The 19,630-nt window shown below is 68.0% G+C and carries 15 protein-coding genes and 8 tRNA genes; 2 read left to right on the forward strand and 21 right to left on the reverse strand.

Annotation, left to right across the window (positions count from 1 at the left end; all coding sequences use genetic code 11):
• Window positions 1-29 precede the first annotated feature (29 nt).
• From ACYP33_RS15900 to gltX, 10 genes are all read right to left on the reverse strand, one after another.
• Complete coding sequence (locus ACYP33_RS15900; RefSeq protein ID WP_414451648.1) at window positions 30-497, reverse strand: GNAT family N-acetyltransferase; 468 nt, start codon at window positions 495-497, stop codon at window positions 30-32.
• A gap of 173 nt (window positions 498-670) precedes the next feature.
• Window positions 671-747 (reverse strand) — tRNA-Asp (locus ACYP33_RS15905).
• A gap of 79 nt (window positions 748-826) precedes the next feature.
• Window positions 827-902, reverse strand: a tRNA-Glu gene (locus ACYP33_RS15910).
• Between the two features lie 27 nt (window positions 903-929).
• A tRNA-Ala gene (locus ACYP33_RS15915) sits at window positions 930-1,005 on the reverse strand.
• A 78-nt stretch (window positions 1,006-1,083) separates the two neighbouring features.
• Window positions 1,084-1,160: transfer RNA gene (locus ACYP33_RS15920), tRNA-Asp, on the reverse strand.
• Window positions 1,161-1,238: 78 nt separating this feature from the next.
• Window positions 1,239-1,314: transfer RNA gene (locus tag ACYP33_RS15925), tRNA-Glu, on the reverse strand.
• Window positions 1,315-1,392: 78 nt separating this feature from the next.
• Window positions 1,393-1,469, reverse strand: a tRNA-Asp gene (locus ACYP33_RS15930).
• A gap of 78 nt (window positions 1,470-1,547) precedes the next feature.
• Window positions 1,548-1,623 (reverse strand) — tRNA-Glu (locus tag ACYP33_RS15935).
• Between the two features lie 158 nt (window positions 1,624-1,781).
• Window positions 1,782-1,857: transfer RNA gene (locus ACYP33_RS15940), tRNA-Ala, on the reverse strand.
• A gap of 145 nt (window positions 1,858-2,002) precedes the next feature.
• A complete protein-coding gene (gene gltX, locus ACYP33_RS15945) occupies window positions 2,003-3,403 on the reverse strand; it encodes a glutamate--tRNA ligase (protein WP_459622777.1) in 1,401 nt (466 codons plus the stop codon).
• 373 nt (window positions 3,404-3,776) lie between these two features.
• On the opposite strand from gltX, the gene ACYP33_RS15950 reads away from it, so the two are divergent.
• Entirely contained in the window at window positions 3,777-4,709 is a 933-nt protein-coding gene (locus ACYP33_RS15950) for a patatin-like phospholipase family protein (protein ID WP_459622778.1), read from the forward strand.
• Window positions 4,710-4,839: 130 nt separating this feature from the next.
• On the opposite strand, the gene ACYP33_RS15955 is transcribed toward ACYP33_RS15950, so the two are convergent.
• The 11 genes from ACYP33_RS15955 to ACYP33_RS16005 form a co-directional block, all read right to left on the reverse strand.
• Window positions 4,840-5,538, reverse strand: a complete 699-nt coding sequence (locus tag ACYP33_RS15955; RefSeq protein WP_414442224.1) for a C40 family peptidase — start codon at window positions 5,536-5,538, stop codon at window positions 4,840-4,842.
• Window positions 5,539-5,652: 114 nt separating this feature from the next.
• A complete protein-coding gene (locus ACYP33_RS15960) occupies window positions 5,653-7,308 on the reverse strand; it encodes an ABC transporter ATP-binding protein (RefSeq protein ID WP_459622779.1) in 1,656 nt (551 codons plus the stop codon).
• A complete protein-coding gene (locus ACYP33_RS15965) occupies window positions 7,305-8,402 on the reverse strand; it encodes an ABC transporter permease (RefSeq protein WP_459622780.1) in 1,098 nt (365 codons plus the stop codon). The genes ACYP33_RS15960 and ACYP33_RS15965 overlap by 4 nt, the downstream gene beginning before the upstream one ends.
• A 1-nt stretch (window position 8,403) precedes the next feature.
• On the reverse strand, window positions 8,404-9,444 hold the full coding sequence (locus ACYP33_RS15970; protein WP_414451642.1) for a microcin C ABC transporter permease YejB: 1,041 nt from the start codon (window positions 9,442-9,444) through the stop codon (window positions 8,404-8,406).
• Between the two features lie 107 nt (window positions 9,445-9,551).
• A complete protein-coding gene (locus ACYP33_RS15975; protein WP_459622781.1) occupies window positions 9,552-11,537 on the reverse strand; it encodes an extracellular solute-binding protein in 1,986 nt (661 codons plus the stop codon).
• 220 nt (window positions 11,538-11,757) lie between these two features.
• Entirely contained in the window at window positions 11,758-12,105 is a 348-nt protein-coding gene (locus tag ACYP33_RS15980; protein WP_414442228.1) for a hypothetical protein, read from the reverse strand.
• Between the two features lie 381 nt (window positions 12,106-12,486).
• Window positions 12,487-13,404 carry a PfkB family carbohydrate kinase gene (locus ACYP33_RS15985; protein ID WP_459622782.1) on the reverse strand — a complete coding sequence of 306 codons (918 nt, stop codon included), beginning with the start codon at window positions 13,402-13,404 and terminating at the stop codon, window positions 12,487-12,489.
• Window positions 13,405-13,421: 17 nt separating this feature from the next.
• Entirely contained in the window at window positions 13,422-14,870 is a 1,449-nt protein-coding gene (locus ACYP33_RS15990; protein ID WP_459622783.1) for a purine-cytosine permease family protein, read from the reverse strand.
• 76 nt (window positions 14,871-14,946) lie between these two features.
• Window positions 14,947-16,029, reverse strand: coding sequence for an ADP-ribosylglycohydrolase family protein (locus ACYP33_RS15995; protein ID WP_459622784.1), 1,083 nt, complete (start codon window positions 16,027-16,029; stop codon window positions 14,947-14,949).
• Complete coding sequence (locus tag ACYP33_RS16000; protein ID WP_414451636.1) at window positions 16,029-16,757, reverse strand: GntR family transcriptional regulator; 729 nt, start codon at window positions 16,755-16,757, stop codon at window positions 16,029-16,031. Before ACYP33_RS16000 ends, ACYP33_RS15995 begins: the two co-directional genes overlap by 1 nt.
• A 161-nt stretch (window positions 16,758-16,918) precedes the next feature.
• Window positions 16,919-17,947: a porin gene (locus tag ACYP33_RS16005; protein WP_414442233.1), complete on the reverse strand. Its 1,029-nt coding sequence runs from the start codon at window positions 17,945-17,947 to the stop codon at window positions 16,919-16,921.
• Window positions 17,948-18,251: 304 nt separating this feature from the next.
• On the opposite strand from ACYP33_RS16005, the gene ACYP33_RS16010 reads away from it, so the two are divergent.
• Window positions 18,252-19,328, forward strand: coding sequence for an NAD(P)H-dependent flavin oxidoreductase (locus ACYP33_RS16010; RefSeq protein ID WP_459622785.1), 1,077 nt, complete (start codon window positions 18,252-18,254; stop codon window positions 19,326-19,328).
• Window positions 19,329-19,630: the final 302 nt, after the last annotated feature.

Raw genomic sequence — 19,630 nt, forward strand, 5'->3', positions numbered from 1 at the left:
ACGGCATTGGGGTGGCCCTCGCCGCGCGCTCAATGCACGCGCCGCACCATGTGGCGAATCGAACCGAGTTGCGCGAGCCGTGGCCCCGCGAGCCGATAGCCCATGCGCAGATAGAGTTTGGCGGCCGGGTTGTCCACGAACACGCGCAATTGCGTTTCGCGCAGCCCGCGCGCCTGCGCCCAGCGATGCGCCGTGTCGAGCAGATAGCTGCCCGCGCCGAAGCCGCGATGCCCCGCGCTGATCTGCACGTCGCGGATATGCAGCGAATCGCCCTCCTCGGTCAGCCGCATCATGCCGACGCGTGCGCCGTCGCGCTCCAGAATGAAGTTCTCCGATTCGCACCAGCTCAGATAGAACAGATCGGCGCGCCACTGCAAACCGTGGCGGCGGTAGTAATCGCCCATGTTGGCGTGCGTGAGCATTTCGGCGAATTCGAAATCCGCCGGCTCGGCCGGGCGAAGCTGAAACAGCAGTCTGACGTCGATGGGATCGAACATGGCATCGTGAAATATCCCGGATCCCCGCCACGATAACCTAGCGCGCCGCCGATGCAATGCCGGATTGCCCCGATTTGCAGCGGCGCGCGAGATTCGGCGACAGAGCCGGCTTGCCCGAGTGGCGCATCAAAGCAAAAAGCCCGTTCAGGACATCCTGAACGGGCTTTGCATTCTGGCGGAGCGGACGGGACTCGAACCCGCGACCCCCGGCGTGACAGGCCGGTATTCTAACCAACTGAACTACCGCTCCAGCTTTTCACTACCACCAGCAGGCGTTGGTCGCTCCTGCCGGCACATCGATCGAATCAATCTCGAACGACGCCTGTATTTGGCGTCCCCTAGGGGATTCGAACCCCTGTACTCACCGTGAAAGGGTGATGTCCTAGGCCTCTAGACGAAGGGGACTGCGTACTGCTTCCATTGCCGCGTTGTTGGTGGAGGTAAGCGGGATCGAACCGCTGACCTCTTGCATGCCATGCAAGCGCTCTCCCAGCTGAGCTATACCCCCCTGCACCGCGACAACACTACTACCTGCTCATTTACAACAAAGCCCGTTCAACGAACAGCCGAACGGGCTTGACGTATCTGGCGGAGCGGACGGGACTCGAACCCGCGACCCCCGGCGTGACAGGCCGGTATTCTAACCAACTGAACTACCGCTCCAGCTTTCCATTACCACCAGCAGGCGTTGGTCGCTCCTGCCGGCACATCGATCGAATCAATCCGAACGACGCCTGTATTTGGCGTCCCCTAGGGGATTCGAACCCCTGTACTCACCGTGAAAGGGTGATGTCCTAGGCCTCTAGACGAAGGGGACTGCGTACTGCTTCGACTGCTTGCACCTTTAACGATAAAGCCCGTTCATCGAAACAGCCGAACGGGCTTTGCGTGTTGGTGGCGGAGCGGACGGGACTCGAACCCGCGACCCCCGGCGTGACAGGCCGGTATTCTAACCAACTGAACTACCGCTCCACACTATGCTTCCCGACTGACCGGCGCATTCTGCTACCGGCCCATCAACATCGCGCCAACCGGGCACGACGCTTTAACTGGCGTCCCCTAGGGGATTCGAACCCCTGTACTCACCGTGAAAGGGTGATGTCCTAGGCCTCTAGACGAAGGGGACAAAATCTTTTCAGATTTGTCTTACTGCTGGTTTTTGCTGTTTTGCGCATTCAGCAAAGACCGAGATTCTTACTGATTTTCAGCGTTTTGTGAAGGATTTTTTTCAACCCGTTCACGACAAGCGCTTTAACCAAGATACTGCATAAAACACTGTTCTGTTGGTGGAGGTAAGCGGGATCGAACCGCTGACCTCTTGCATGCCATGCAAGCGCTCTCCCAGCTGAGCTATACCCCCTTGCAGAACAGAAACGAGATTATAGAGAGCGACTTGGGGTTTGTAAATACCCTTTTTATCGGAATCACAAAATTTCCACCCCGCGTTCAGCCCGGAAACCGCCCACCTCAAGCGCAGGCGGACGGCCTCCGAAACCGCCCTCACCTCACGCCGCGAGACGCGACACGACGGCATCGCGATCCAGCAACGCCAGCACCGCATCGATCGACGGCGTGTGCGTGGTGCCGACCACCAGCAAGCGCACCGGCATCGCGAGTTGCGGCATCTTCAGGCCGTGCGCGGCCAGCGCGCCTTTCAGCGCCGCGGCGATGCCTTCCTTGGTCCACTCGGCCGTTTTCAACGCAGTGGCGAGATCGGCCAGCGCGGGCTTCACGGCATCGGTCACGCGCTGCGCGAGTTCTTCCGCATCGGGTGTCGGCACGCGGTAGAACATCGCGGCGCCCTCGACGATTTCCTTGATGGTCGAGGCGCGATCCTTCATCAGGCCGATCACGGCCGGCAGCGCCGCGCCGTTTTCGAGCGTGGGCTCATCAATGCCGAGCGCCGCGAAGAACGGCTTGGCCAGCTCGGCCAGACGCGCGTTGTCCGCTTCCTTGATGTAGTGATTGTTGAGCCAGTCGAGCTTGGCCTGGTCGTACTGCGCCGGCGACTTGCCGAGGTGCGCGAGGTCGAACCACGACACGAACTGTTCGCGCGAGAAGATTTCCGCGTCGCCGTGCGACCAGCCGAGGCGCGCCAGGTAGTTGAGCACCGCTTCCGGCAGATAGCCTGCGTCGCGGTAGCCCATCACGCTCATCGCGCCGTGCCGCTTGCTCATCTTTTCGCCCTGCTCGTTCAGCACGGTGGGCAAGTGGGCGTAGACCGGCTCCTGGCCGCCGAGCGCGCGCAGGATGTTGATCTGGCGCGGCGTGTTGTTGACGTGATCGTCACCTCGAATCACGTGCGTGATCTGCATGTCGAGATCGTCGACGACGACGCAGAAGTTGTAGGTCGGCGTGCCGTCGGGGCGCGCGATCACGAGGTCGTCGAGTTCCTCGTTCGAGATCTCGATCGTGCCCTTCACGGCGTCTTCCCACACCACCGAGCCGGTCAGCGGATTGCGGAAACGCAGCACCGGTTGCACGCCGGCCGGCGGCTCGGGCAGCACCTTGCCCGGCTCCGGGCGCCAGGTGCCGTCGTAGCGGGGCTTTTCGCCGGCCTCGCGCTGGCGTTCGCGCAGCGCGTCCAGTTCTTCGGTCGACATGTAGCACGGGTAGACGAGCCCCTTCTCGACCATTTGCGCGAGCACCTCGCGGTAACGATCCATGCGCTGCATCTGGTAGAACGGGCCTTCGTCGAAATCGAGATCGAGCCACTTCATGCCTTCGAGGATCGCGTCCACCGAGGCTTCCGACGAACGCTCGACATCGGTGTCCTCGATGCGCAGCACGAACACGCCCTGCGTGCTGCGGGCGAATGCCCACGGATAGAGCGCGGATCGGATGTTGCCGAGGTGGATGAAGCCGGTCGGGCTGGGCGCGAAACGGGTACGGACAGGACGGGTCATGGGCGGAAACTCGATGGCCGCTTGCGCGGCTCGGATGACAAACGACGCGGCGACGGCGCACGGTGCGCGCCATGCGCGCGGGCGCAGCCGGCGCCGGAACGAAATAAAAACGATCCGGAATTATACCCGCCGCGCGCCGGCTTCGAAGGGCTGGCGGACCAGACCGAACGGCCGGGCCGAACCGGCGCGCGCAGCCGCCCTCGCCCTTCGCCGGTTCCCGCCCGCGCCCTGCCGCTTGATTTATGATGTGCGCGCCGCGGCGGGTCCGCCGCGCGCGAGGCCCGCCCGGGCGCCATCAAGGCGCGGCCGCCTCGCCGTGTGTCCGCCTGCCCGCGCCTTGCCTGCGCCACCGTTCTAGCCGGAGAATCCGCCGATGTCGTCGTCCCCTCGCCTGTCCCGCCGCCAGTTCTCGCTGGCCGCGATGTCCGCCTCGCTGACCGCCTGCACCTCGTTCGGCGGCAAGTCCGACAACGGCAACACCCCGCCGCCGGCCGCCGCGACGCAGCGCCGCCCGCTCAAGGTGGCCGTCGCGCTCGGCGGCGGCGCGGCGCGCGGCTTCGCGCACATCGGCGTGCTCAAGGGCCTGGAAGCACACAGCATTCCGATCGACATGGTGGCCGGCACCAGCGCCGGCTCGGTGGTGGGCGCGCTCTACGCGTCGGGCATGAACGCCTTCGACATCAACAAGCTGGCGCTGACCATGGACGAAGCCTCGATCAGCGACTGGGCGCTGCCGTGGCGCTCGCGCGGCCTGCTGATGGGCGTGGCGCTGCAGAACTACATCAACAAGACGCTGAACAACCGGCCGATCGAGAAGATGGCCAAGCCGCTCGGCATCGTCGCGACCGACCTGCAAAGCGGCCAGCCGATCCTGTTCCAGCGCGGCAATGCCGGCCTGGCGGTGCGCGCCTCGAGCAGCGTGCCGTCGGTGTTCGAGCCGGTGAAGATCGGCTCGCGCGAATACGTGGACGGCGGCCTCGTCAGCCCGGTGCCGGCCTCGTTCGCGCACAAGATGGGCGCCGATTTCGTGATCGCGGTCGACATCTCGGCCCGCCCCGAAGGCGCGGCCACCGGCAACCCGATCGAATTGCTGCTGCAGACCTTCACGATCATGGGCCAGACCATCAAGGCCTACGAACTCGACAAATACGCCGACGTGGTGATCCGCCCGAACCTGGCCGCGATGAGCGCCAGCGATTTCACGCAGCGCAACGCCGCGATCCTGGCCGGCGAGGAAGCCGCCGCGAAGATCATGCCCGAGTTGAAGAGCAAGCTGGCCGCCGCTCAAGCGCGCGCGACGGCTTGAGCACGCCAAAGCACCAAACCCCCGGGCTCCTTGCGGAGGCCGGGGGTGATTCGGAACCGATCCTGAACTCGGAACGACTGGCCGGGACGATCGGGAGGTCGACTGAAAACCTCCCGCGCGACCCTGTGCCTTATTGGTTGCCCGTGTTGAAATCCGAGCCGCTGACGCCGAGCGTTGCGCTCACGCGCTGACGCAGGTCGTCGGGCTTGCCGTCGAATTGCGATTCGATCCGGCGCGCGCCGTCGAAACGCTTCACCCAGTAGCTGTTCTCCATGTCGTCGACACGGATCGTGCTGCCGGTGGACGGCGAATGCACGAACTTGTTGTCGCCGATATAGATGCCGACGTGCGAAGCCGCACGGCGCATCGTGTTGAAGAACACGAGATCGCCCGGCTTCAGTTCGCTGACGCGAACCTTTTCGCCGACGCGGCTCATTTCCTCGGCGCGGCGCGGCAGCGACATGCCGAGCGTGTCCTGGAACACGTAGCGCACGAAGCCGCTGCAATCGAGGCCCGAATCCGGCGAATTGCCGCCCCAGCGGTAACGCACGCCGATCATGTTCAGCGCGCCCACCACCACGTCGCCGGCCTTGCCGGCCATGCCGGACAGGAACGACTTCGCGCTGCTCGTGCTCGACGAGGCGGCAGCTTGCGTGGCGGGGGTGTTTTGGGAGGCGGAAGACGAACCCGACGGGTTCGTGAGCGTGACATCCTGGCTTAAACGGACGGTATCGTCGGCGAACGCGCCCGAAGATGCCGAAACCAGAACGCCGACGACTAGCCCAGCGACGGCGCGCTTGCAGGCTTGAGTAAGAGATCGATGCTGCATCAGTCGGTAATTTTGTGCTTAAAAATCAGCTGATTGGCGGAAATTTCGGTCGATACTAGCTAGACGGTATTTGTTTGTCAAAACGAATTGAAAAAATCAATCACAATCTGCACATCATTGGGGCAACCCAGTCAAATCAACGGCTTCCAACAGCTTTCGCGTATAAGCATGTGACGGTTTCGTGAAGATTTTTCCGACTTCGCCGGTTTCGACGATCACGCCGTCCTGCATCACCGCCACGCGATGCGCCATCGCCCCGATCACCTCGAGGTCGTGGCTGATGAAAACGTAGCCGAGGTTGTATTTCTGCTGGAGGCCGGCCAGCAGCTTCAGCACCTGCTGCTGGATCGACACGTCGAGCGCGCTGGTGGGCTCGTCGAGCACCAGCACGCGCGGCTCCAGCACCAGCGCGCGGGCGATCGCGATGCGCTGGCGCTGGCCCCCCGAGAATTCGTGCGGATAGCGATGCAGCAGCGTGCGGTCGAGGCCCACCTCGCGCAGCACGGCCACCACGCGGTCGCGCCGCGCCGCCTCGGACAGCTCGGGGCGATGCAGCGCCAGGCCCTCGCCGACGATGCGCTCGATCGTGTGACGCGGCGACAGCGAGCCGAACGGGTCCTGAAAGACCACCTGCATGCGCGCGCGCAACCGGCGGGCGTCGGCGCCGCGCCAATCGGCCAGCGGCCGGCCGTCGAACTCGATCGCGCCGCCCGCGATCCGCTGCAGGCCGAGCAGCGCCATCGCCAGCGTCGATTTGCCGGACCCCGACTCGCCGACCACCCCGAGCGTCTCGCCCTGCCGCACCGACACGCTCACGCCGTCGACCGCCGTAAAGCTGCCGCTGCGAAACCAGCCGCCGATGCCGGGCAGCTTCTGCCGATAGCGCACCGTCACGGCCTGCGCGTCGAGCACCACCGGCGCGATCGGCAGCACCGGCGCCACCGTGCGCCGCGGCCGGCTGTTCAGCAGCTTGCGCGTGTACGGATGCTCCGGGTCGGCGAAAATCCGCTCGACCTCGCCCTGCTCGACCAGCCTGCCCTTTTCCATCACCGCCACGCGCTGCGCGAAGCGCCGCACCAGGTTCAGGTCGTGCGTGATCAGCAGGATCGCCATGCCGCGCGTCAGTTCGGCGTCGCGTTGCAGGTCGAGCAGCAGCTCGACGATCTGCGCGCGGATCGTCACGTCGAGCGCGGTGGTGGGCTCGTCGGCCAGCAGCAGGCGCGGCCGGCAGGCCAGCGCCATGGCGATCATCGCGCGCTGGCGCTGGCCGCCCGACAACTGATGCGGATAGCTGTCGACGCGGCGTTCCGGCTCGGCGATGCCGGTGCGCCCGAGCAGCGCGATCGCGCGGGCGCGTGCCTCGCGCTTCGACACGCCGTCGTGCAGCACGATGGTTTCCATGATCTGGTCGCCCACCGTGTAGAGCGGATTGAGCGCCGTCATCGGCTCCTGGAAGATCATCGCGATCTCCGAGCCGCGCAGGCCGCGCATCGCGCGCTCGCCGGCCGTGGCCAGATCGCGCCCGTCGAAACGGATGCGGCCCGTCACCTCGGCGTCGCGCAGCAGCCGCAGGATCGCCAGCGCCGTCACGCTCTTGCCCGAACCCGATTCGCCGACCAGCGCGACGCGCTCGCCGCGGCCGATCGCGAGCGACACGCCATCGACGGCGGCCGTCTCGCCGAAGCTCACGCGCAGGTCGTCGATCGACAGCAGCGGCTCGGCGGCGGGCGCTTGACTTTGCCCCTGCCCCGGCATCGATGCCGGCGTCATCGCGCACCTCCCGCCGCGCGCGAGGTGTCGGCGATCCGCGAATCGAGCGCGTTGCGCAGCGCATCGCCCATGAAGGTCAGCAGCAGCAGCGTCAGCACCAGCACCACGAACGTGGCGAGCGAGATCCACCAGGCATCGAGGTTGGCCTTGCCCTGAGCCAGCAGCTCGCCGAGGCTCGGGGTGGGCGGCGGCACGCCGAGGCCGAGAAAGTCGAGGCTGGTCAGCGCGATGATCGAGCCGCTCATGCGGAACGGCAGGAACGTGATGACCGGCGTGAGGCTGTTCGGCAGCACGTGCCGCCAGACGATCTGCCAGTTCGACAGGCCCATCGCGCGCGCCGCGCGCACGTAATCCTGCGTGCGGTTGCGCAGGAATTCGGCGCGCACGTAGTCGGACAGCCCGATCCAGCCGAACACCGACGCCAGCACGATCAGTAGCAGGAAGCTCGGCTCGAAGATCGACGCGAAGATGAACAGCAGGTACAGCTCGGGCATGGCCCCCCAGATCTCGATCAGGCGCTGGCCGACGATGTCGATGCGCCCGCCGTAAAAGCCCTGCACCGCGCCGGCCGCGATGCCGAGCAAGGTGCCGATCAGCGTGACCACCAGCCCGAATTCGACCGACACGCGAAACCCGTACACCAGCCGCGCGAGCAGGTCGCGGCCCTGCGCATCGGTGCCGAGCCAGTTGTCGCGCGACGGCGGCGCCGGGTTCGGCAGCGCCGAGAAGTAGTTCAGCGTGGTGTACGAATAGCGGTTCGGCGGATAGATCACGAAGTTGCCGGGTGCGTCGAGCTTCCGGCGCACGTACGGATCGAGATAATCGGCCGGCGTCGGGAAATCGCCGCCGAAGGTGGTTTCGGCGTAATCCTTGACGATCGGGAAGTAGTAATGCCCGTCGTAGCGCACCACCAGCGGCCGGTCGTTCGACCAGAGCGGCGCGGCGAGGCTGGCGGCGAACGCCACCACGAAGATCACGAGGCTCCAGTAGCCGAGGCGCTGGCTGCGGAAACGCCGCCAGACGCGGCGGGCGGGCGACGGCGAGACGCGCGCGCGCGCCGCGTCGATCCGGGGGGAGACGGCGGCTCGGCTCACGTCATGACTCCAGTCGGTCGAATTGGATGCGCGGGTCGACCCACACATAGCAGAGGTCGGAAATCAGCTTGGTCACGAGGCCGATCAGCGTGAACACGTACAGCGTGCCGAGCACCACCGGGTAATCGCGGCGGATCATCGATTCGTAGGACAGCAGGCCGAGCCCGTCGAGCGAGAACAGCGTCTCGATCAGCAGGCTGCCCGAGAAGAACGCGCCGACGAACGCCGCCGGAAAGCCCACGATCAGCGGCACCAGCGCGTTGCGGAACACGTGCTTCCACAGCACGCGCCGCTCGCCGAGGCCCTTGGCGCGCGCGGTCAGCACGTACTGCTTGCGGATCTCGTCGAGGAACGCGTTCTTGGTCAGCATCGTGATGGTGGCGAAGCTGCCCACCACCGAGGCCGCGATCGGCAGCACCAGGTGCCAGACGTAATCGAGGATCTTGCCGCCCACGCTCAGTTGCGCGAAGTTGTCCGAGGTCAGGCCGCGCAGCGGAAACCACTGCCAGAACGAGCCGCCCGCGAACAGCACCAGCAGCAGCACGCCGAGCACGAAACCCGGAATCGCGAAGCCGGTCAGCACCACGAGGCTCGACGCCACGTCGAACGGCGTGCCGTTGCGCACCGCCTTGGCGATGCCGAGCGGCACCGAAATCAGATAACTGAGCAGGAAGGTCCACAGGCCGATGCTGATCGACACCGGCAGCTTCGACACCACCAGCGACGCCACGCTCTGGTGATGGAAATAGCTCTGGCCGAGATCGAAATGCGCGAAGCGTTCGAGCATCAGGCCGTAGCGTTCGAGCGGCGGCTTGTCGAAGCCGTACAGCACCTTCAGTTGCGCGAGCTGCTGCGGATCGACGCCCGAGTAGCCGCGCAGGCCGAACGGCGCATGGCCCTGCTCCGCGCCCTTGCGCAGCTCCTGCGCCGCCTGTTCGACCGGGCCGCCCGGCACGAACTGGATCACCGCGAACGTGATGGTCAGCACGCCGAGCAAGGTCGGAATCATCAGCAGCAGGCGTTTGAGGATGTAGCTCCACATAGGCGAGATCGGGCGCGGTTGACTCAGGGTTGGCGGGACGACGGCCACGCGGGCCGCCCAGGGAACGAGACAACGACGGGGCAAGGCAAAGCGGTCACGGCCATCGCTCAGTCGCCGGACGGCTGGCCGTGGGCGGGCGTGGCCCACCACATCGACGCGATCCAGTCTTCGGCGGAATAGTACAGCGGCAAGCTCGCCGGATAGGCCAGCGTGCGCTTGTAGGCAATCCGATGCACGGTGCTGTACCACTGCGGGATCGCGTAATAGCCGTGCATCAGCACGCGGTCGAGCGCGTGGGTGGCGTCGAGCAGTTGCGGCCGTGTCTGCGCCTGCACCAGCGAGCCGAGGATCGCGTCGACGCCCGGCGATTTCAGCCCGATCATGTTGTCCGAGCCGGGCTGATCGGCATAGCGGCTCGCGAAGCGCGCGACCTGCTCGCTGCCCGGCACCTGCACGCCGGGGTAGCGCACGGTGGTCATGTCGTAGTCGAACGCGTCGAGCCGTTTTTGCAGCAGCGCGAAATCGGCCGCGCGGAAGCTCGCCTCGATGCCGAGCTTGGCGAGATTGCGCTGATAGGCGGTGACCACCGGCGCCATCGCACTGCCCGAATCGTCGAGGATCTCGAAGCGGAACGGCTCGCCCTTCGCGTTGCGCAGCGCGCCGTCGCGGTAGGTCCAGCCGGCGTCGGCCAGCAGCGCGCGGGCCTTCAGCAGATTGGCGCGCAGCGAGCCGGGCGCAGCGGTGGACGGCTGCTCGGGCATCGGCCCGAACACGGCCGGATCGAGCTGCTTGCGCAGCGGTTCGAGGATCGCCAGTTCGCCCTCGCCCGGCGTGCCGGTGGCCTGCAGTTCGGTATCGGCGAAATAGCTGTTCAGGCGCGTGTAGCCGCCGAAGAACAGTTGCCGGTTCAGCCATTCGAAATCGAACGCGAGGTCGAGCGCCTCGCGCACGCGCACGTCCTGGAACAGCGGCCGGCGCAGGTTCATGAAGAAACCCTGCATGCCCGCGCCGTTATGCTGGCGGAATTCGCGCTTGACCAGCTCGCCGCTGTCGAAGCGCTTGCCGATGTCGCGCCGCACCCAGTTGCGCGCGATGTATTCCACCATCGCGTCGTATTCGCCGGCCTTGAACGCTTCGAGGCGCGCGACGCCGTCGCCGTACAGCTTGTAGACGATGTGCGCGAAGTTGTTGGTGCCCACCCGCACCGGCAGGCCGGCGCCCCAGTAGTTCGGATCGCGCCGGTAGTCGATGGTACGGCCGCTGTCGTAGTGGTCGATCAGGTAGGGGCCACTGCCGATCGGCGTCTCGAACGCGAGCTGGTCGAACGCCACCTGCGAGCCGTCCGGCTTGCTCCCCCACTTGCGAGAGAACACCGGAATCGCGCCGGCAATCAGCGGCAGCTCGCGGTTCGCGCGCTTGAACTCGAAGCGGACCGTGGCCGCATCCACCGCCACCGCCTGCGAAATGTCGGAGAAATAGGCCGCGTATTGCGGCGCGGCCTTCGGGCTCTTCAGCGTGTCGAACGAATACTTCACGTCGGCGGCCGTGACCCGGTCGCCGTTCGAGAAACGCGCGCGCGGGTTGATGTGGAACGTCACCGACATCCGGTCCGGCGCGATCGCGATGTCGTCGGCCAGCAGGCCGTAGGCGCTGGCCGGTTCGTCGGCGCTGCCGGTGGTCAGGCTCTCGAACAGCATGCCGATGCCGGGCGCCGGGTTGCCGCGCAGCGTGAACGGGTTGAACTTGTCGAAGGTCGTGAGCCGGCTCGGATTCGCGAGCACCAGCGTGCCGCCCTTCGGCGCATCGGGGTTCACGTAGTCGAAGTGCTTGAAACCGGCCGGATATTTCGGCTCGCCGTATTGCGCGATCGCGTAGACGGCATACGCGGGCTGCGCAGCGCAGGCGACCAGCGCGAGCAGCCAGGCCGCACGGCGCGGGGCAACGTGGCGGGCGGCATGGCCCGTCACGGCATCGGCCCCGGCCGACCGGGCCATCGCGGCGCGGGCCTTGGCGACATCGAACAGCGTGGCAAGCGCCACGGCGGCAGGTGCGACACGGCGGGACGCGGCGGTCCGGAACGACGAAATCGGCATGAGGCGGAATCGCTCGTGGATCGGTGGCTGTGTCGCGCATTCTACCGAGTCCGTTCCGGCGAGGGGGCGCATTCGCGCGCGCGGCGCGGGCGCCCGGCGCGCGCCCAAAGAAAAACCGCCCGGCATGCGGGCGGTTTTTTGATCAGGCGCGGCGGATCGTGCAACCCGCCTTCAGGCCTGGCGGGTGAGGCGGCCGTCGAGGCAACCCACCCTGCCGGGTTTAACGGCGCCAGCCGTCGTGGCCGCCGCCGTGCCAGCCGCCGCCACCGCCGTGCCAGCCGGGGCCGCCGCCATGCCAGCCGCCGTGATGACGGTTCCATTCCTGACGGCCCCAGTAGCGGCGGCCATCCCAATAACGATCGCCATGCCAGCCGATGATGATGGCCGGCGGCGGCGCATAAACCGGCGCCGGTTGATAGTACGCGGGCGGCGGCGGTGCATAAACGGGTGCGGGCGCATACATTGGCGCGCCGAGGTTGATACCGACACTGACGCCCGCCATTGCGGCGCCCGATACGCACAGTGCGGCCAGACCGGTCACGAGCGAAGCAACACGCAAGCTTTTCATGGAGTCCCCTTCCGGTGGTTTCATTGAGTGGTTTGACTATAACGACTCAGCCCGCGTCCGCATATTTCCACTTTGTAAGAACTGATGCGCGGAATCGCATGATCGATGCATCGCTAACGTCTTGTTACATTTGACGGCGCAATGGCAACGACGATGCGGAGACGGTGGGGCATGGGCCGAACGCGGCGCGCGTATTGTAGCGGCGCTTCGTGAAACCGCGTCGGGAAGCCGCGTTGCGATGCGGCCCGGCGGCGCGTGAATGCGACGCAGCGGCACCGAATCGGGACGCACGGCGCGGGTAGTGATAGCGCGACGACGCGGCATGGCGCGCGGCGGCGCGATCGGGCGACGGCCGCGCCCGTCTCTCGTTGCGCGTTGCGCTCAGGTGTTGCGCGCGTTCACCAACGCATCGATCTCGGCGGCAAGCGGCGCCGTGGCCGGCCCGAAGCGCGTGACGGCCAGCGCGGCGGCGGCGTTCGCGCGACGTGCCGCGGCGAGCGGTGCATGGCCCTGTGCGAGCGACGCCAGCAGCACGCCCGTATGCGCATCGCCGGCGCCGTTGCTGTCCACCGCCTCCACCTCGAACGCGGCCACACGCGTCACCGCGCCGCCCGATGCGACAAGGCAGCCGTGCCCGGCATCGCGCACCAGCGTCAGCGCGTCGTCGCGCAACTGCGCGGCGATCGCAGCCAGCGCCGCCTCGGCCGTCGCGCAGCCGGTGTGGCGCTGCGCCTCCTCGCGGTTGCCCGTCCAGATCCGCGTGCGCCGCATCACGCGCGCGAGCAGCGCGGCGTCGATCGTATCGACCAGCGGCCCCGGATCGAACGCGACCGGCACCGCGTCGTCGAGCGATTCGAGCCAGCCGGCCAGCACCTCGCCCTTGTCGGGCAGGCACAGCGCGTAGCCCGACACGTACACCACGTCGTGCGGCGTGACCGCCAGCGCATCGAGCACCGCGCGTTCGAGCACCGCCTCCGCACCGAGATGCGTGACGAACGTGCGCTCGGCGGTGGCCTCGACGATCGCGACGCATACGCCCGTATCGCGATCCGCCACACGCGGCGCGGCCAGCTCGACGCCCTCGGCGGCCAGCGCCTGTCGCGCCAGCTCGCCGAAGCGCCCGGTGCCGTGGCCGCCCGCATAGACGCAGGCCATGCCGCTGCGCCGCGCGGCGGCCAGCACGTTGAAGCCGCCGCCCACCTCGAAGCGCGCCTCGGAGGCCAGCACGTCGCCGCCCGGCGCCGGCAACGCGCCCACGCGCATGATCAGGTCGACCAGCACCTGTCCGGTATGAATCAAACGGGGAACCGCCGCCGTCATGTCGTGCGCTCCTGCAGGCCGCGCGTGCGACGCGCGCCGCCGAGCAGCGCGTACAGCCCGCCGCCCACCACGAACGTGACGACCCAGCCGAGCCCGTTGCGGCCGAGCCAACTGCCGGCGAACGGCCCGTGGAAACCATGCTCGCCGATCGACAGGAAACAGGCGCCGAGCACGATCGCGATCGCCCACGCGCCGAACGCGCGCCATTCGATGCCGCCGCGATACCAGTAGGCGCTGGCCGGGCTGACGTCGAGCAGCGCGTCGGCCCGGTAGCCGTCTCGGCCGGCCAGATCGACGATGAAGATCCCCACCCACGCCGTGATCGGCACCGCGAGCAGCGAGATGAAACCGATGAACGGGCCGTAGAAGCTGCCCTCGATCAGCATGAAGTAGACCGAGCCGGTCGAGATCACCACGATGTCCACCACCACCGCCTGCACGCGCTTGACCTTGAGGCCGAGCGTCAGCGTGGTCAGGCCGGCCGAGTACACCGACAGATAGTTCGACAGCAGCAGCCCGCCGAACGCGGCGATCAGATACGGAATCGCCATCCAGTGCGGCAGCAGATCGCGGATCGCCGCGATCGGATCGGTGGCCGAGGCCAGCGTGTCGTTGCCGACCGACAGCAGCGCGCCGAGCGTGACCAGCAGCACCAGCGGAATGCCCGCGCCGAACGCGGCCGATGCCACCAGCGCGCCGCCCTTCACGTCGCGCGCCTGGTAGCGCGACATGTCGGCGCCCGCGTTGGCCCAGCCGATCCCGGTGCCGGCCGCGATCGTGCCGATGCCGATGATCACCGCGCTGGCCGGCGCCGGCGCGGCCGCGAACACGGCGTGCCAGTCGATCGACTGCGCGAGGAAGCCGGCCACGATCAGGTTCAGCGCGCCGAACACCCATGTCGACCACTTCTGGATCACCAGCAAGGTGGCATGGCCGAGGCCCGACACCACCAGCGTGGCGGCCACGAAGATCGCGATGAACACCAGCGTCAGCACCGGCTCGGCCTTGGCGTCGGCCGACGAGCCGAACAGGATCGAGCACAGCGACAGCAGCACGTAGGCGCCGGTGGTGGTGTTGACGGTTTCCCAGCCGAGCCGAGACAGCAGCGAGACGATGGTCGGCCCGATATTGCCGCGCACCCCGAACACCGCGCGCGACAGCGTCAGGCTCGGCGCATGGCCGCGCCTGCCGGCGATCGAGATCACCCCGACCAGCGCGAACGAGCCCGCCGCGCCGATCACCGCCACCAGGATCGCCTGCCAGATCGCGAGGTGCTGGAACGCCACCAGCGTCGCGCCGAGCGGCAGCCCGAGGATGCTGATGTTGGCGGCGAACCAGACCCAGAACAATTGCAGCGGATGGCCGCGACATTCCTCGTCGGGCACGGGTTCGATGCCGCGCGCTTCGATCTTGCCGGCGGACGCGGGTTTGCGGGACGAAGCCATCTGTCGATCTCCTGGGTCGGGTCATGAGGTGCGCCGCGGCCGGGCAAGGCCGGCGCGGCCGCGTGAATCAGCCGTATCAGCCGCGCTTGGCGCGCAGCGTCAGCAATTGCAGGCACAGGGCATCGAGATCGAGCGCGCTCACGCGCCGCATCGTCGCCACCGCCTCGGCGGGCAGCGCGTCGTAGCCGGCGCAGGCGCCGAGCATCGCGCCGAGCATCGCGGCGATCGTGTCGGTGTCGCCGCCGAGGCTGGCCGCCGTGGCGAGCGCCGCCTCGATGCCGGTGCCGGTGCCGTGGCGCGCGGCGTCGTGCGCGAGCGCGAACGCCGCGACCACCGATTCCTGCGAGGCCACCGAGGTGCCGACCACCTCGTAGAGCCAGTCCGCCAGCGGCGCGCCGGTCAGCGCCGCGCCGGCCTCGGCCACCCAGCGAAGGCGGGCACCGATGCGCGCGCCGGCCACCCAGTAGCCGCGCGTCTCGCCCAGCTCGGCGAAGCGCGCGCCGGCCTCCAGCGCCTCGGCCAGCGTCGCGCCGGCGATGCCGGCCGACACCGCCGCCGCCACCGCCGCCGCGCTCGCCACGCCGAGCGTGGTGTGATGCGTGACGAGGCACGACGCGAGCACCGCGTCGACGAACGCCTGCGCGTCGTCGAGCGGCGTGGCGATGCCGACCGGCGTGACCCGCATCGCGGCGCCATTGGTGGTGCCGAAGCGGCCCGCGAGCGCCACGTCCTCGCCATCGACGATCGCCTGCGTGGCGCGCCGCGTCGACGGCCCGAGCAGGTCGAGCGAGCCGCGCGCCTTCATGTCGGCTTCCCAGGCGATCAGCCGCCGCGCGAATTCGAGCGGCGCGATCGCGCCCCGCCCGTCCACCAGCAACTGCGCGACCAGCACGGCCTGTTCGGTGTCGTCGGTGATCGCGCCGGCCGGCATGTTCGGCGCGATCGGCTGATCGGGGCCGGCCTCCGTCAACTGCGTGATGCGGCCGAAGCGCGCGCGGATCGTCTCGCGGCTCAGCGCCTGGGTCGGCATCCCGAACGCATCGCCGAGCGCAAGGCCGTAGAACGCGCCGCGCGCGCGGTCGAGCCGGGCCGCATGGTTCGAATCGGCGGGTGCGGCAGCGGGTGCGGCGGGAGCAGCATCGGTACGGGAGATCGACATCAGAATTCCAGGTGAAGTGCAAAGTGGGCCGGGTCGAGCAGGCTGACGACGTACTCGATGATCCGGTCGTCGCGATCGCGCGTGAGCCGCCGCGAGCGCAGAAACGGCGTGCCGGCGCGGCGCTTGAGCAGCTTCGCGTCGTCCGCCGCCAGGCCGACCACCTCGGCCCATTGCTCGCCGTGATCGGCCACCATGCCGTGCTCGGCCAGCGTGCGGTTCAGCGAGCCGCCCACCAGCCCTTCGAGCGGCAGCGCGGCGAGATCGTCGGAGAACGGCAGGCGGCTGCGCTCCAGCGAAATATGCGTGGCCGGCTCGCCGGTCACGCGCATCCGGTCGATCGCCACGAAGCGCGGCTGCGCGAGCCCGAGTTCGGCGGCCAGCGCCTCGTCCTCGATGATCGCGATCTGCAGCAGCCGGGTTTGCGCGCTGCCGCCGGCCTGCTCCAGCGCCGTGGTCCAGCCGAGCGAGCCGTCGATGGTCTGCCCGTGGAACGTCACGAACGAGCCGATGCCGCCGCGCCGCGTGATCAGCCCGCTGGTGGTCAGCAGGTCGAGGCCCTTGCGCACGGTGTTGCGGCTCACCGCGAAGCGCTCGACCAGTTCGCTCTCGCTTTCGAGCTGCTGGCCGTACGGCAGCCGCCCGCTCAGGATGTCGCGTTCGAGCGCCGCCGCGACCTTGTGTGCCTTGGAACGCCCGACGTCGGACGCCTTGGCCGAGTTACGCACCATCTTCAGTCTCCTGTCAGCACGCGCCGCGCCCGCGCACCGGCTCATACCCGGCGGCGCGGATCGCGTCGCAAAAGGTACAAGTATGCACAGGTTTGATCGCGGACGGCGGCGCGAGGCGGATCGGCGGGCGGACATGGCGATGGCGGGCGGGTGCGGCGCGTTCAGAAACGGTGGACGATGCCGAGCTGCACGCCGCGCGCATCGGCGCCCGGATAGGCCAGCGGCAAGCCCGCGTTGGCCGATCCGGCCAGCCGGTACGACGCGTTGCCGCGGTTCTGCAGGAACGACAGCGTGCCGTACAGCGTGGTGCGCTTCGACATCGTGTAGGTGTAGAGCGCGGCGATCTGCCTGGCGTTCGCGCCCTGGCCCGTTTCGTCGTGCAGGTAGGTGCCGCCGAGCGAGACGGCTTGCGCGCCCGTCACCTGGTACAGCGCCGACACGCCGTAGATGTTCGCGTCGAGGCCGATGTCGGCCCACTTCGCGCCGGCCCAGCCCACGTACACGGTGGTCTTGCCGAGCTGATACGACGCGCCGGCTTCGGCCGTGCGGTCGAGCGTGCCGTTGTCGGCGCTGCGCACGGCCTGCGCCGCCGCGATCGCGGCAAACGCGCCGTGCGTGTAGGTCACGTCGGCCTGATAGCTGGCGCCGCCCGAGCGCAAACCGCCCGCGTCGCCGAAGCCCACGTACACGCTGAATTGCAGGCCCGACAGCAGCGGCGACGTATAGGACACCGTATTGCTGGTGCGCACCGCGTAGGTTTCCATGTTGCTGAAACCGGAGGCCTGGGTGGCCGCGCCGAACGCGTCGAGCCCGCCCTGATCGTTGAACAGCGGCGAATTCTGGCGGCCGACGCGCAGTTCGCCCCAGTCGCCGCCGAGGCCCACCCAGGCCTGCCGGTTGAACATCGAGCCGGCCGACGCGAAGCTGCCGTCGTTCGGGTTGAAGCCGTTCTGCAGATCGAAGCCGACGTAGTTGCCGCCACCGAGATCCTCATGGCCGCGCAGGCCGATCCGGCTCGCCCACTGCCCCGACGAGCCGATCGCGGCCGTATAGCCGCTGCCCGTGTTCACGTACTGGAAGAACTCGTCGACGATGCCGTACAGCGTGACGCTGCTCGAATCGGCATGGGCGACGAGCGGCAGCACGCCGAGGGCGAGCGCGAACGCGAGGCGCGACAGACGGAAGGACATCGTGGAATCCCGGTCGGTTGAAAGCGGTCGCCGAAGCGACTGGCCTGTTCTCATAAAAAGAACATGTAGGAACAGGCGCAAAATTAAGGTTCCAATTTGAACAAGTCAAGCGCGAATCGATAGGGGAAAACCAGTGGTGCGCGAGGCGCAGAGACGATGGCGGGAGATCGGGACGTGGTACGCAGTCATCTGCCCCGGCGGCAACCGGTATCTCGATCTTTCATACCTGGCGGCCTGATAAGATGCATATCATTTACCTGTTATTGCCGATGTCGCCTTCCCCAACCCATTCAGAGGACTCGCCATGCCACGTTCGCTCTCCACTGCCCTGACCCGCCAGCTCGGCATCGCGCTGCCGATCGTGCAAGGCCCGATGAACGGCGGTTCGCCGCCGGGCATGGTGGTGGCCGTGTCCAACGCGGGCGGCCTGGGCTCGATCGGCGCGGCCGGGTTTTCGCCCGATGCGCTGCGCCAGCAGATCGCGACGATCCGCGCCGGCACCGCGAAACCGTTCGCGGTCAACCTGTTCGTGCTCGATACGCCCGCGCCCACCGAAGCCGCCGTGCAGCGTGCGCTCGCGCAATTGCAGCCGTTTCGCGACGAGCTCGGCCTCGCGCCGATGCAGCCGCCGGCCCGCTACAGCGAGGATTTCCGGGAGCAATTGGAAGCGCTGATCGAATTGAAGGTGCCGGTGGCCAGCTTCACGTTCGGCCTGCTCGACGCGGCCTCGGTCGAGCGGCTGCACGCGGCGGGCAGCTTCGTGATCGGCACGGCCACCAATGTGGCCGAGGCGCGCGCCTGGGAAGCCAACGGCGCCGATGCGATCTGCGCGCAGGGCGCCGAGGCCGGCGGCCATCGCGGCACCTTCCTCGGCCATCCCGACGCCAGCATGATCGGCACGCTCGCGCTGGTGCCGCAAATCGTCGACGCGGTGCGGCTGCCCGTGATCGCGGCGGGCGGCATCATGGACGGCCGGGGCGTCGCCGCCGCGCTGGTGCTCGGCGCGCAGGCCGCCCAGCTCGGCACCGCGTTCCTGACCAGCGCCGAATCGCCGATCCATGCCGGCTGGCGCGAGCGGATCCGCGAATCGACCGACACGTCCACCCGCACCACGCGCACCTTCTCGGGTCGCCCGGCGCGCGGCATCGTCAACGAATTCATGCTGCGCATGGCCGAGTACGAAGTGGAAGTGCCGGCTTACCCGGTGCAGAACGCGCTGACGACCGAGATCCGCAAGGCGGCCGGCGCGGCCGATCGGCCCGAATTCCTGTCGCTGTGGGCCGGTCAGGCGGCCGGCCTGAGCCGGCGGCGCGAGGCCGGCATTCCGGCCGCTGCGCTCGTGCAGGCGCTGGCCGAGGAAACGGCGGTGGCGCTCGGCTGAAGCCGGCGTGGGGCCGACATTCGGGCTGCTGGCTCGTGCGCGTGGTGGCCAAGGCAACGGCCGTGGCCCCGGCTGAAACCGGCGCGGGGCCGGCATTCGGGCGGCCACATTCGTGCATGCGGTAGCCCAGGAAACGGCCGTGGCCCCCGGCCGAAACCGGCGCGGGGCCGGCATTCGGGCTGCCACGTTCGTGCATGCGGTAGCCCAGGAAACGGCCGTGGCCCCGGCTGAAACTGGCGCGAGGCCGTCATTCGGGCTGCCACATTCGTGCATGCGGTAGCCCAGGAAACGGCCGTGGCCCC

The sequence above is a fragment of the Burkholderia sp. 3C genome, from assembly GCF_054589155.1.